10 protein-coding genes, 1 tRNA gene and 1 pseudogene are annotated in these 13,707 nt (G+C 61.9%); all 12 read right to left on the bottom strand.

The features are described from left to right. Positions 1-18 precede the first annotated feature (18 nt). Complete coding sequence (locus ACQKRQ_RS31810) at positions 19-828, bottom strand: ABC transporter permease (protein ID WP_132381462.1); 810 nt, start codon at positions 826-828, stop codon at positions 19-21. Positions 829-838: 10 nt separating this feature from the next. Beyond that, positions 839-1,618 carry an ABC transporter ATP-binding protein gene (locus ACQKRQ_RS31805; RefSeq protein WP_408291950.1) on the bottom strand — a complete coding sequence of 260 codons (780 nt, stop codon included), beginning with the start codon at positions 1,616-1,618 and terminating at the stop codon, positions 839-841. Then, entirely contained in the window at positions 1,615-2,358 is a 744-nt protein-coding gene (locus ACQKRQ_RS31800) for a GntR family transcriptional regulator (protein ID WP_132381458.1), read from the bottom strand. Before ACQKRQ_RS31800 ends, ACQKRQ_RS31805 begins: the two co-directional genes overlap by 4 nt. 181 nt (positions 2,359-2,539) lie before the next feature. Then, positions 2,540-3,580 (bottom strand): porin, encoded by a 1,041-nt coding sequence (locus tag ACQKRQ_RS31795; RefSeq protein ID WP_427481427.1) that lies wholly within the window; start codon positions 3,578-3,580, stop codon positions 2,540-2,542. Between the two features lie 456 nt (positions 3,581-4,036). Then, a pseudogene (locus ACQKRQ_RS31790) lies at positions 4,037-4,261 on the bottom strand (transposase); the annotation flags it as partial. 126 nt (positions 4,262-4,387) lie between these two features. Then, positions 4,388-4,483: transfer RNA gene (locus tag ACQKRQ_RS31785), tRNA-Sec, on the bottom strand. A gap of 30 nt (positions 4,484-4,513) precedes the next feature. Further along, the gene (gene selB, locus ACQKRQ_RS31780; RefSeq protein WP_427481426.1) at positions 4,514-6,427 is read right to left on the bottom strand and encodes a selenocysteine-specific translation elongation factor; all 1,914 of its coding nucleotides are present in this window, start codon (positions 6,425-6,427) and stop codon (positions 4,514-4,516) included. Continuing rightward, positions 6,424-7,854, bottom strand: coding sequence for an L-seryl-tRNA(Sec) selenium transferase (gene selA / locus ACQKRQ_RS31775; protein WP_427481425.1), 1,431 nt, complete (start codon positions 7,852-7,854; stop codon positions 6,424-6,426). Before selA ends, selB begins: the two co-directional genes overlap by 4 nt. A 35-nt stretch (positions 7,855-7,889) precedes the next feature. Further along, a complete protein-coding gene (gene fdhE, locus ACQKRQ_RS31770) occupies positions 7,890-8,885 on the bottom strand; it encodes a formate dehydrogenase accessory protein FdhE (protein WP_427481424.1) in 996 nt (331 codons plus the stop codon). Between the two features lie 110 nt (positions 8,886-8,995). After that, positions 8,996-9,652, bottom strand: a complete 657-nt coding sequence (locus ACQKRQ_RS31765) for a formate dehydrogenase subunit gamma (protein ID WP_132381418.1) — start codon at positions 9,650-9,652, stop codon at positions 8,996-8,998. Further along, positions 9,639-10,571 (bottom strand): formate dehydrogenase subunit beta, encoded by a 933-nt coding sequence (gene fdxH / locus ACQKRQ_RS31760; RefSeq protein ID WP_408259338.1) that lies wholly within the window; start codon positions 10,569-10,571, stop codon positions 9,639-9,641. The genes ACQKRQ_RS31765 and fdxH overlap by 14 nt, the downstream gene beginning before the upstream one ends. 9 nt (positions 10,572-10,580) lie before the next feature. After that, positions 10,581-13,649, bottom strand: coding sequence for a formate dehydrogenase-N subunit alpha (gene fdnG / locus ACQKRQ_RS31755; protein WP_427481423.1), 3,069 nt, complete (start codon positions 13,647-13,649; stop codon positions 10,581-10,583). Positions 13,650-13,707: the final 58 nt, after the last annotated feature.

The following is a 13,707-nucleotide window of genomic DNA, read 5'->3' as shown; positions in this document are numbered from 1 at the left end:
TGCGCCGCGAGCCATTCTTTATGCTCGCTTCTTCCAGCGGAACAGGTGGTTTTCAAGCGGCTTGAGAATGCCGTACTCGAGCACCACCATCAGCACGACCATGGTGAGCGTCCATGCGAACACCTGATCGGTCTGAACAAGGTCCGCCGCCTGACGCAGCCGGTAGCCGACGCCGTTCGACGAACCGATCGTCTCCGCCACCAGCGACACCCGCCAGCCGAAGCCGAACGCAAGGCGCGCACCGGAGAAGAAATACGGCAGCACGGTGGGCAGATAGATCTTGGTCATCACCTTGCTGCGCGACATCTGAAAGCTGCGGGCAAGCTCTACGTATTCGGCGTTGACGCTTTGCGCGCCCTGCCACACGTTCGTGAGAATCAGCGGCATCGCTTCCATGAACACGACGAAGATGGTCGTGCCGTTCGAGATACCGAACCAGATCAACGCGAAGATGGCCCAGATCGCGGCGGAGACCGTGTTGACCACCGACAGCACCGGCTCGCAGAAACTACCGAGGCGCCGGTTCGCGCCGAGCAGGATGCCGAGCGGCGTGCCGACGAGCGCGGCCAGCAGGAAGCCCGCAACGACGCGGTACAGCGTAATGCCGAGGTCCTCGGCAAAGGTGCCGGTGGCGATCAGGTCAAGCAGCGCGTTCCACGTTTTTCCCGGGCCGGGCAGGATGAAGGCAGGCACGCGTTGCGCCGCCAGCCACCACAGGATCAGGAATATGGCGAGCAGCGAAAGACGTTGACCGGCGACTTTCGCGAAGCGGGTCAGGCGGCCAAACCGTGCGGGAAAAACCGTACTGGCGGTCGAAACAGAAGACATCGCAACGTCCTTAAATGAGGGCGCGCACGCGGCGCACCGTTTCCGCGACTTCGGCGGCGAGCGGATCGCGCGGACGCGGCAGGTCGATCATCAGCGCATCGCGCACACGTCCCGGCCGCGGACGCAGGACAACCACCTTGTCCGCAAGGACGATGGCTTCTTCCACGTCGTGCGTGACGAATACGACGGTCATCTTCAACTGCTCGCGGATTCGCAGCAGTTCCGCGTGCATCTGCGAGCGCATCTGCGGATCGAGCTTGGAAAACGGCTCGTCCATCAACAGGATGTATGGCTTCACGACGAGGCTGCGCGCGAGTGCCACCCGGCTACGCATGCCGCCCGAGAGTTCGTGCGGATAAGCGTGTTCGAATCCTTCAAGGCCGGTCATCTTCAGCGCGGCCAGCGCGCGTTCGCGCCGCCGTTCGGCGTTGAGCGAGCCCGCTTCGAGACCGAACTCCGTATTCGCCACGATAGTGCGCCACGGCAGCAGGCGGTCTTCCTGGAACATGTAGCTGACCACGCGTGTATCGTGAGTCGGCTCGCCGGCAACTCCGTCGATCCGCACGCCGCCCTGGTCCGCCTGCACCAGTCCCGCGATGATGTTGAGCAACGTGCTCTTGCCGCATCCGGACGCGCCGACGATCGCTAGCACCGAACCCGAAGGCGCGGTCAGGCTGATGTCTTCGAGCACCGCCAGCCTGCCGTAGTGCTTCGAGACGTGCTCGACTTCCACCGCGTTGCGCGCGGTGGCGGCCTTCTCAAACATGGCCTGGGTAGTTACCGCGTTCATCGTGCGCCTCGCAACGGGACGATCGGTGCGCCTGCATGCGTGTCGCGCAGGCTCGCCATGACCTTTTCCATCGTCATGTCGCGGAACGTCGCCACATGCCGGTGCGCGATCTGCTCGGCACGCTTGCCGTCGCCGCTCGCGAGCGCGCTGATCATCGCCGTGTGGTCATGCCGGATCTCCGGCTTCGTGTTCTGCACGCCGAAGCCGAGCGACACGAGCCGCGCCATATCGTTGAGCAGGCCACCCAGCATGCGAACCAGCCGGCTGTTGCCCGAACATTCGGCGATCGCCATATGGAAAGCGGCATTCGCATCCATAAAGATGCCGATCCGGCTGCCGATGCCAAGCGACGTATCGTCGTTGCGACACGCGCGCTCCAGCCGGTTCAACAGGTCGATATCGGCCTTGCCTGCGGCGAGGCGCGCCGATAGCGGTTCGAGTTCCAGGCGAAGCGCAAACACTTCTTCGACGTCCTTCAACGTAATCGGCGTCACCACGTAACCCTGACGCGGCACGATGCGCACAAAGCCTTCCTGCGCGAGACGCTGCAGCGCCACCCTGCAGGTTGCCTTGCCGATGCCGTAGCGTGCGGTCAGCGCGCTTTCTGTCAGCGTGGCGGCCGGTTCGATTACGCAGGACAGAATGTCCTGACGGATCGCCGAACACGCCCGCTCACTGAGAAGTTTTGCTTCGTTCGAACAGTCGATCAATTCCACCGTCGGAGCTGCAGGATCTTTCACGACACCTCTCCTTCGTCTCGTAAGCTGCTCACGTGGATCTGCGTGGGCAGGTGATGAGTTAACTTAGAACAGCCATTAAAAAAATGCACGGAAAAAAAACGTGACTTCTGAGCTGTTCAGCCAATGCGTTGAGCCCTATCGCATGCCATATACGCATGACGCTCACGGCGCGCTCATGCCCTTAGAACGAATGCAGAATGCCGAGCTGTGCGCCCGTCACCCCGTCTCCACGCGCCGGCGTGTTCGGTGTGATGGGGCCGTTGGCGATCAGCGCATAGGTCGCGCCGTGACGGTTCACGAGCCGCTCAAGCGTTCCATAGATGAGCGTCCGCTTGCTCAAGCTGTAAAACGCGCCAACGCTTACTTCGCCCGCGTTGTTATGCTGGCCTGAGCTGTCCTGCGCGTAGCCGATGCCGGCCGCGAGTCGTAGCGCGGGCGTGAGGTTGTACGTCGTCGATAGCGAATAGACGCTGTGATATTTGCCTTCGACATTGGTTGCGGTATTCGAGCCGAGGTTGTTGCCGCGGTAGTAGCCGAAATAACCCGTCAAACTGCCGAACTGATAGCTGCCGCCGGCGAACGTCGTCTTCGTATTGATTTTTCCGTTCGCGCCATTCTGTTCCGCGTGGCTGACGCCGAGGTATAGCGGCCCGCGCTGATAATCGATCGAACCGACATAGGCGTTCAACGCGTCATGCGGCGACGTCTGACCGCCCAGGCTCGCACCCGCGGAGAACGTGAATCCCGCGACGTTCGGCGACCAGTACGTGATCATGTTGTCGTAGCGGAATACGAACATCGAAGCGTTGTGAAGAAACGAGCCGTACGTACCGCCGGAAAATGCGTCGAACTTGCTGTGCATCAGCAGCAGCACCGAGTTCTGGCGTCCGAAACGGAATTCGCCATACGGCGTGCCGAGACCGACCCACGCACTGCGACTGAAGGCGAGCGTGGAATCTGTCGCGGCCCCGGAGTTCGTGAGAATGCCGTTCTCTAGGTCGAACGTCGCACGCAGGCCGCCGCCGAGATCTTCACTTCCTCTGATCCCTATGCGGCTTGCCGACAAACCGCCGCTCTGCATCGCAGTCTGTGCACCTTTGCCGCCTGCGTTCGTGTAACCCAGGTACGTATCGAGAATACCGTACAGCGTGACATCGGCTCGGGCCGGCGTCATTGTCACGGTGCCGAGTGCAACGAGCGCTGCAGAACAAGCCAAAGCCATCTTGCGCATTTCAAATTCCCGTTTCGGTAAATGGTTAATGTCGGATTACTAAACATCTCGTCGTGAAATGCTCTGTCGATTAATATTTCCATGTGACGCGTAGGAGAAACGCACATCCGTGAGGTGCTTACAAATAACCGGTAAGCGCTCGACAATTGACTTTAGAACGACAAAAAAGAGAAGCACAACAACTATTTCTGGACATCTCAAGCGTGAGATGCTTACGCGCGGATCGCGCCCTCTCGATCAGGCTTCACTATTTTTCCGCGCGGTGTCGGGTGAGTGGCTCGCTGCTGCAGGTTGAACTGCACGGCAAGAGACCGCCACGCGGAGCTGCTACTGGGCGGGCTATTACGTGAACATCGCCTAAAAGCCGGGCAACAACTGGGAGGGGCAACCGTTGGGGCGCTGTCACGTTAAATTGCGCGCGACACATAGCGGAGAGGACACGCTTGCTCAGAAAAATGGACTGAACTTGGGTGGCCTCGGTGAACGATGCCTGGTGGTGAAGCGTGCGGCGAGCTGTTTGCGATAGAGTGAGGTGCGTAGAAGGTGTCGCTTGAGCGCGAAGTGCTGACGCATCGGACCGAAGCTGGCTAAGAAAACCTGCGTGCTTTCAGGATCGCGGAAGCCACGCATGCGTCGCTCGCGTTCGCACGTCGGCTGATGACTTCTATGAGCAGAAAGTTGTCGAGGCCAATTGCGAACTGCCTCACAAAGGATAGGTCAAGTCTTGCTGCTCGCTGGCGCGGAAGCGCACAGCTGGGTCAAGGGAAATGAAATTCTGCCGGCCTTTAAAGCCTTAACTGGCGGAAGGCAGCCGGAGTCGAACCGACCTGAGAGCGTCTGACGCCCTCAACTGGGTTTGAAGCCCAGCCGCGCCACCGGACACGAATGCCTTCCTACGGTGATTGAACTACACGTTGCCGATGATCAGAGCAGATCGAGCCAGCGACTATCCGTGCGCAGCAGATGCAGGCCACGGTGGAAGCGAGTATACCCAACCCGGTCGAAGAATTCCAAAAGCTGAATCGCGCGTTTGCGGCCCAATCCGGTGACGTCGCGAAACGGTGCGGCCGCAACCGTGCCGGCATTCTTTTGCGCCTCGGCAGCCGCAATCGAAGCCAGTTCGCGAATCATCTCCGGGTGATAGAAGAGATCGCGCACGACCTGAAACAGCTCGCCCTGCCGCGCGAGCTTGCGCATCAATTGACGCACACGCTCCTCGGATACGCCGTGCGCGCTGGCCAGATCGCGTACCCACGGCGGATCGAAACGCCCCGCTTTGACTGCGGGCAGCAACGTAGCCGCGAGCGCGCGATCAGCGTCGTCGAGCGTCACCGTGTGGCCCGGCAGATGAAGCCAAGGCCCGCGTTTGACGATCTCGCCACGCGTCGCGGCATCGTCGACAAGCGCGCGCCACAGCGCGTCGTCCACCAGCGGCGCGGCAATGCGTCGCAAGCGCGAGATGTCCGGGCCCAACTCGTCCGGCGAGCGTTCGTGGTACTGCGCGAGCGTCGTCGTCAATCGCTTATTGAGCGCTTGCCAAAGCGCGTCGGCGACTAGCAATGCGTCCTCGCCTGGCAGTTCCACTACACGCATGTTGGACGGCAACGCGAGCACGGCCGCCGGCATGCCCGTCAAACTTTCCAGCAGCGAGCGCGACAAGCCATGCGGCGCTCTCGCAAAGATGGCGTCGAGCGTGCCGGTGTCGAGCATCGTCTGAAGCGCGTCGAGCCACGCCAACCGCTCGGCCGAACGACGCTTGCGCGACGGCGCGAACGGATCGAGTACATGGCCACCGCCGATCGTGCGATTGGCCTGCGCGTTGCGCACCACGAACCGATCGCCCGGCAGCGCGCAAACCGGCCGCTCGAACACGAGTTGAACGCGGGCACGCTGACCGGCGCCGAGCGTGTCGCCATCGAGCAACGCGACATGCGCGACCTGGTGCTGCGTGCCCAGATGCACGTGCAACGGCGCCCAATGCTCCAACGTAAGCGGTGCATCGGCAAGCAGCGTCAGCATGACGTCGATTCGCTGCGACGCCTGCGAAAGCCGCGGATCGACGATCCAGTCGCCACGATCGATCGCGCTCTTCTCGATGCCCGCGAGGTTCAATGCGCAGCGCTCACCGGCGCGGCCGCTTTGCGCCGGACGATTCTGCGCATGAATGCTGCGCACGCGCACCGGTTGATTCTTCGGCGCGAGCAGCATCGTGTCGCCGACCGCCACGCGGCCCGACACCACGGTGCCGGTCACGATCGTGCCCTGGCCCGAGAGCGTGAAGACACGATCGACCGCGAGACGGAACAGGCCGTCGTCGCGCTTCATCCGCCACGCCGCGGCGGCCGCGTGCAGGTGCGCCGTCAACGCGGCCACGCCGGGATCGTCGGTGCGCACCGCGCAAGTATCGAACACGGGTGCGTCCTCGAGCACGCTTCCGCTTAGAAACGCGCTGACTTCGTCGTGCACTTCGCGCAGACGCTGCGCGTCCACGCGGTCTACCTTGGTCAACGCGACGGCACCTTGCCGAATACCTAGCAGCTCGATGATCGCCAGATGCTCACGCGTTTGCGGCATCACACCGTCGTCGGCGGCAATCACGAGCAGTGCGAAATCGATGCCGCTCGCACCCGCGGTCATGGTATGCACGAGCTTTTCGTGGCCCGGCACGTCGATCAGGCCGAGCACGTCGCCATTCTCGAGCGGCACGTACGCGTAGCCCAATTCGATCGAAATGCCGCGCGCCTTCTCTTCTTTGAGCCGGTCCGTATCGACGCCCGACAGCACTTTCACCAGGCTCGTCTTACCGTGGTCGATATGTCCCGCCGTACCGACGATCATGCGCGCACGCCCTTCAGCTGCTCGATCAATTGCGCTTCATCGGCGGCTTCGAGACAGCGCAGATCGAGGCGCAATGCATCGTCCGCGATACGGCCGATCACGGGCCTCGTCATCTCGCGCAGCCGCTTTTCAAGCGCGACTAATTGACGGCCACCGCGTTTGCCGTCCGCCATTCTGACGACGAGGCCGTAACTCGGCAGCACGTCGACCGGCAAAGCGCCGCTGCCGATCTGGCTGAACATCGGCTCCGCCGTCACCGCATAGCGTTCGCCGAATGCGCGCTGCAACGCGGGTTGCACGCGCTCCGCGGCGAGCCGGATGTGGTCGGCTGGACGGGTCAACAAGCGCAACGTGGTGAGCCGCTCCGTGAGCTTCTCCGGCGCACGGTACAACTGCAGCACGGGCTCCAGCGCCGCGAGCGTCAGTTTGCCGACGCGCAACGCGCGCTTGAGCGGATGCTTCTTGATCTTCGCGATCAGATCGCGCCGCCCGACGATCAAACCGGCTTGCGGACCGCCGAGCAACTTGTCGCCGCTGAACGTGACGAGGTCGGCGCCGGCTTCGACGGTTTCACGCACCGTCGTTTCGCGCGGCAAGCCCCATTGGCTCAGATCGACCAGCGTGCCGCTGCCGAGGTCCACTGCAACCGCAAGACCGCGCGCATGGGCAAGTGGCGCGATTTCATCCAGACCAACCTCTTTGGTGAAGCCGCTGATCGCATAGTTGCTCGCGTGGACTTTCATCAGCAGCGCGGTTTGCGGGCCGATGGCTTCCTCGTAGTCCTTCAGATGCGTGCGGTTCGTCGTGCCCACTTCGCGCAGTTTCGCGCCCGCGCGGCTCATGATGTCGGGAATGCGAAACGCGCCGCCGATTTCAACCAGCTCGCCGCGCGACACGATGACTTCTTTCTTCGAAGCCAACGCGGACAGCGTGAGCAGCACGGCGGCCGCGTTGTTGTTGACCACGGTGGCCGCTTCGGCGCCGGTCAGTTCGCAGATGAGCGCGTCGATCAGATCGTCGCGATCGCCGCGCTTGCCGGTGGCCAGATCGAACTCGAGGTTGGCGGGTTGCGTGAGCGCTTTCATCACGGCCTGCACCGCTTCGTCGGGCAGCAATGCGCGGCCGAGATTGGTATGCAACACCGTGCCGGTCAGATTGAAAACGCTGCGCAAGCGCGACTCGTTGCGCTTGCGTAGCGCGGCTTCGACTGAACGCTTCAGTTGCGCGACGTCGAGCGCGCTCACAGACGCATCGCCCGACTGCGCGCCGGCGCGCCAGGTGTCGAGCGCTTCGCGCACCGCGCTCAACACCTGGGTGCGGCCGTATTCGCCGATCAATGCCGCGAACTCGACCGACGCCAGCACCTTTTCCACCGACGGCACGCGCGCCATCAGCGCCTGCAATTCAGAGCCGCTTACATCGCTCACGAGGCCATCCCTTTTCTAGTCGCATCCACTCGCTGCTAGTCGGACTCGCCGGAAGAGTCATCCGCACCGACACCCTGTTCGGGCCACAGCCACGGATGCGGCGACGCGCGCCGGTAACCTTCCGCCCCCATCAACAGATCCAGCGTGAGACTGGCGAGATCGTCCGCGAACGGTTCGAAATCGTAGTCTTTCGACTGAAGGCCGATCTTTCGATAAGTATGGCATTCGTCGCACGATTCCGCTTTCAGCGCGGCGTTCTTCGATTCCGCTTCGCGCGTAGCCTCGTCGGCATCGGGCGAGCCGACCGTGTGATAAGCGATGCCCTTGGTCGAATCGCAGTTCGAGCACTTCGTGCGAACCATGTGCCACTCGGTCGAGCACAGGCCGCATTGCAGGTAGCGGTAATTGTCATACGCGCCGCCCACACGCACGATGCTCGCCACCGGATGCGATCCGCACACGGGACACAGGCCGAGTGTCTCGATGTACGGCACCTCGCGCTTGTCGATATCGGCAGCGAGGTCGGTCCACACCACTTGCAGCGCGGCCACGATGAACGGCGCGCTCGCCGGATCGACCTCTTCGAAGCGCTGCGCAAAGATTGCGTCGGCCTGGAATTCGAGCCTAGCGGTGTCGAGCGTGCGCAGCCTGGCAATCAGCGCTTCGAGCGGCGGCGTGAGCGGGCCCGCGGTTGCCACCTTGTCGAGCAACTGGCGCAGCACGTGGCGCCACGCCGGGTCGCGCACGCCGGAAAGCGCCGGAATCAGCGGCATGGAATGCTGCTGCGCACTCGCGATCAACTCGGGGCTGGGCGGCTGCGCCTTGAAGCTCGTCATCACGGCTTGCTGCGCATCGGCGAGCACGGCCATCAGGCGCAAATAGCCGGCGATCGGATTGTTGAGCGCCGCAAGCTGGCGCAGCCGCGCGGCGCGGGCGGAAAACACCGCGAGCCGTTCCGGCGTGCGAATGCGCGGAATCGCCGAATGATCGAGCGATTCGATATCGCCGGCTTCGAGAATACGTTGAACCACAGTATCGACCTCTGAAAACTAAGGAGCCGCCGCCGTTCATCGAACAAGGACGGCGGCTCGGGTGCAGCGCGCCGGAATCCGCGCTGCCTGGGTTGCCTATGCGTGGCCCGCTATTTACCGATGATTTCCTTGAACCAGTTCGGATGATGTTTCCGCGCCCAGCCGTAGGTCACCGTGCCGCGCGTCATGGCGCCGATCGACCCCTTGATCCACAGCGCCGCATAAATATGCACGACGATCCCGACGATCAGCACGAACGCCGCCGCGGCATGCACGAGCGCCGCGAGCCGGATGATCTCGATCGGAAAATAGAACGAGAAATAGCGGCGCCAGATCACGATACCACTCGCCAGCAACAGCAGCAGGCAGATCACCATGGTGAAAAATAACAGCTTTTGACCGGCGTTGTACTTACCGATCGCGGGGAGCTTTTCCTCGCGATTGTTGAGCACGTCGTCGATCTGCCTCATCCACTGAAGGTCGGCCTTGTCGAGATAGTTGTGATGCCAGAAGCGCAACGCAAGAATCAGAAACGACAGGAACATCACGCAGCCGACGAACGGATGCAAAATCCGCGTCCATTGCCCGCCGCCGAAGATCGCGTAGAGCCACGACATGGCCGGATGAAACATGGCGAGGCCGGACAGCGCCAGCAGAACGAACGTGATCGCGGTGATCCAGTGATTCGTACGCTCGTTCGGCGTGTAGCGCACGATCAGACTGTTGCCCTTCACGTCCTTCAGATCGGTATGCTCAGGGTGCTTCATTGGATGCCTCCCGCGAACGGCGTGCCTCGTCGGCTTCGTGCTGGGCTTCGGCTTCATCCGCCTCCGACACCTCATTCGGACCGACGCGCGTGTAGTGGAAGAACCCGGCTATGGCCGCGAACGCAATGCCCGCCAGCGCCAGCGGCTTGGCCAGCCCCTTCCACACGGCAACCATCGCGCTGATCTTCGGATTCTGCGGCAAACCGTGATACAGGTTGGCCTTGTCCGCGTGATGCAGCACGTACATGACGTGCGTGCCGCCCACGCCGGCAGGATCGTACAAACCGGCGTTCTGGAAACCGCGTTCCTTCAGATCTTCAACCCGGTCCGCGGCCTGCTGCTTCATGTCCTCCTTGGTGCCGAACATGATCGCGCCGGTCGGGCACGTCTTCACGCAAGCCGGTTCCTGGCCGACCGCCACGCGGTCCGAACACAGCGTGCACTTGTACGCCCGGTTGTCCTTCTTCGAAATGCGCGGCACGTTGAACGGGCAACCGGTGATGCAATAGCCGCAGCCGATGCAGTTTTCCTCGTGAAAATCCACGATGCCGTTGGTGTACTGCACGATCGCGCCCGGCGACGGACAAGCCTTCAGACAACCGGGATCCTCGCAGTGCATGCAGCCGTCCTTGCGGATCAGCCACTCGAGATCGCCTTCGGTGTTCTCGTATTCCGAGAACCGCATGACGGTCCACGAATGCTCGCTCAGGTCGCGCGGGTTGTCGTAGATGCCGGTTGTCGTGCCGATTTCATCGCGCAGATCGTTCCATTCCATGCAGGCGGTCTGACACGCCTTGCAGCCAATGCACTTCGACACGTCGATGAGCTTGGCGACCGTGCCCGTGACCGGCTCACGCACTTGCGGTTCAGGCAAGGTCGTGGCCGAGAGGCGTTTGATGTCCAGTGATTGCAGTGCCATCTCTTCTCCCTATGCCTTTTCGACCTTGACGAGGAACGATTTGAATTCCGGTGTTTGCGAATTCCCATCGCCCACGGAGGGCGTCAGCGTATTGACGAGATAGCCTGGCTTCGCGAGTCCCTTGAAGCCCCAATGCAGCGGCAATCCGACTGTCTGGACTTTCTTTCCTTCGATCATCAGCGGTTTGATCCGCTTGGTGACGAGCGCCACGGCAATGATGTGCCCGCGATTGGACGACACCTTGACGCGATCCCCGGCCACCACGCCCACCTCCTTCGCCAGATCCTCGCCGATCTCCACGAACTGTTGCGGCTGCACGATCGCATTCAGGCGCGCGTGCTTGGTCCAGTAGTGGAAATGCTCCGTCAGACGATACGTGGTCGCCGTATGCGGGAATTTCTCATGCGTGCCGAACGCGGCCCGGTCATCGGGGAACACGCGTGCCGCCGGACTGCTGACGACCGCCTTGTTGTTCGGATGCAGCGGGTTGTAGCCGAGCGGCGTTTCAAACGGTTCGTAGTGCTCCGGGAATGGCCCTTCCACCAGACCATCGCGCGAGAAGAAGCGCGCCACGCCTTCCGCGTTCATGATGAACGGATTCATGCCGTTTTCCGGCGGTTCGTCCGCCTTGAAGTCGGGAATGTCCGCGCCCGTCCACGCCTTGCCGTTCCAGGCGATCAGCTTGCGCGTCGGATCGAACGGCTTGCCGCTGACGTCGCACGAAGCACGGTTGTACAGAATCCGCCGGTTCGCCGGCCAGGCCCACGCCCAGTTCAGCGTATTGCCGATGCCGGTCGGGTCGGAATTGTCGCGGCGGCCCATCTGGTTGCCCGCCTGGGTCCATGCGCCGCAGAAGATCCAGCAACCGCTCGCGGTACTGCCGTCGTCGCGCAACTGTGCGAAGCTCGCCAGTTGCTCGCCCTTTTTGGCAAGCACCTTGGTTTTGTCGGTCGGGTCGGTGACGTCGGCAAGCGCCTTGCCGCTGAACTCCATGGCGATCTCTTCAGGCGTCGGGCTTTCCGGGTCGGCATACGGCCAACTCATCTTGAGAATCGGATCGGGATACTTGCCGCCGTTCTTCCTGTAGGCCTCGCGGATGCGCAGCCACAAGCCCGACATGATCTCGAGATCGCTCTTCGCTTCTCCGGGGCCGTCCGCGCCCTGCCAGTGCCATTGCAGCACGCGGCTGGAGCTGACCAGCGAACCGCGCTCTTCCGCGAAACAGGTGGTCGGCAAACGGAACACTTCGGTCGCGATCGAAGTGGGATCGACGTCGTTGAACTCGCCGAAATTCTTCCAGAACTCGGAGGTTTCGGTGGCGAGCGGATCCATGATGACGAGCCACTTCAGCTTGGCCAGACTCGCGCCGATCTTCGCCTTGTTCGGCGCCGCGGCGAGAGGGTTGAAGCCCTGCGCGATGTAGCCGGTCATCTTGCCTTGATTCATCAGCTCGAAGACCTGCAGCATGTCGTATGACTTATCGAGCTTCGGCAGGTAATCGAAACCGAAGTTGTTCTCGGCGGTCGCGTTATCGCCCCACCATGACTTCATGAAACTGACATGGAAAGCGCGATAGTTGCGCCAGTAGCTCAACTGATTCGGCCGCAACGGCTGGCTCGCGCGCTTCGCGATGTAGGCGTCGAAGTCCTGTTCGGCTTCCAGCGGCAGCGTCATGTAACCCGGCAACAGATTCGACATCAGGCCGAGGTCGGTCAAACCCTGAATGTTCGAGTGACCGCGCAGCGCATTCATGCCGCCGCCCGCAATGCCGATATTGCCTAGCAGCAATTGCACCATCGCGCCGGTGCGGATGATCTGCGCGCCGATCGAGTGATGCGTCCAGCCGAGTGCGTACAGGATCGTGCCGGCGCGCCCCGGGACAGCCGTCGATGCGAGCATCTCGCACACCTTGAGGAATTTTTCCTTAGGCGTGCCGCAGGTGCTCTCGACCTGCTCGGGCGTGTAGCGCGAGTAGTGCTGCTTCATCAGTTGATAGACGCAGCGCGGGTGCTGCAGCGTCGGATCGACTTTGGCAAAGCCGTCGTCGCCGCGTTCGTAGTCCCACGAACTCTGGTCGTACTTGCGCTTGTCGGCGTCGTAGCCGGAATAGAGACCGTCGGTAAATGAGAAATCCTCACGAACGATGAACGGCATGTCCGTGTAGTTCTTTACATACTCGTGCTGGATCTTGTCGTTGGTGAGCAGATAGTTGATCACCCCGCCCAGGAACACGATGTCCGAGCCGGTCCGAATCTGCGCGTAATAGTCCGCAACCGATGCCGTGCGCGTAAAGCGCGGATCGACCACGATCAACCTCGCCTTGCGATGCGCCTTGGCCTCAGTGACCCATTTGAAACCGCACGGGTGCGCCTCGGCCGCATTGCCGCCCATCACCAGAATCACATCCGCGTTCTTGATGTCGACCCAATGGTTCGTCATCGCTCCACGGCCAAACGTCGGGGCAAGACCTGCCACCGTCGGGCCGTGTCAGACACGTGCTTGATTGTCGAATGCGAGCATGCCAAGACTGCGGACAGTCTTGTGCGTCAAATAACCGACTTCATTGCTACCGGCCGATGCTGCGAGCATGCCGGTGGTCAGCCAGCGGTTGACCTTCTTGCCGTCTGCCGTTGTCTCGACGAAGTTGGCGTCGCGATCTTCCTTCATCAATTTCGCAATGCGATCGAGTGCGTCTTCCCACGACATGCGCTTCCATTCATTCGAGCCGGCCGCTCGGTACTCCGGATACTTCAGACGGCTCGGGCTGTGAATGAAGTCGATCAGGCTCGCGCCCTTCGGGCACAGCGTGCCGCGATTGACCGGGTGATCGGGATCGCCTTCGATGTGGATGATGCTGGACTTTGCGTTCTTGGCGTTGTCGCCGAGTCCGTACATCAGGATGCCGCAGCCTACCGAACAGTACGGGCAGGTATTGCGGGTTTCGGTTGTGCGCGACAACTTGTACTGACGGACTTCCGCTAACGCGGGCGTCGGTGAGAAGCCCATGAGGGCGAGACTCGATCCGGCTAGCGTGGTGGCGGAGACCTTCAGAAATTGTCGCCGGGACATATGGGTCATTGAATGGCCTCGGCTCTTTATGGGGACACTGATAACGATTATAGAGACCGGTATGAAT

This window comes from Paraburkholderia sp. NPDC080076 (assembly GCF_050281145.1).
Taxonomy (GTDB): Bacteria; Pseudomonadota; Gammaproteobacteria; order Burkholderiales; family Burkholderiaceae; genus Paraburkholderia.
Note: the sequence above shows the minus strand (reverse complement) of the source record. Positions and strands in the feature narration are given on the sequence as shown.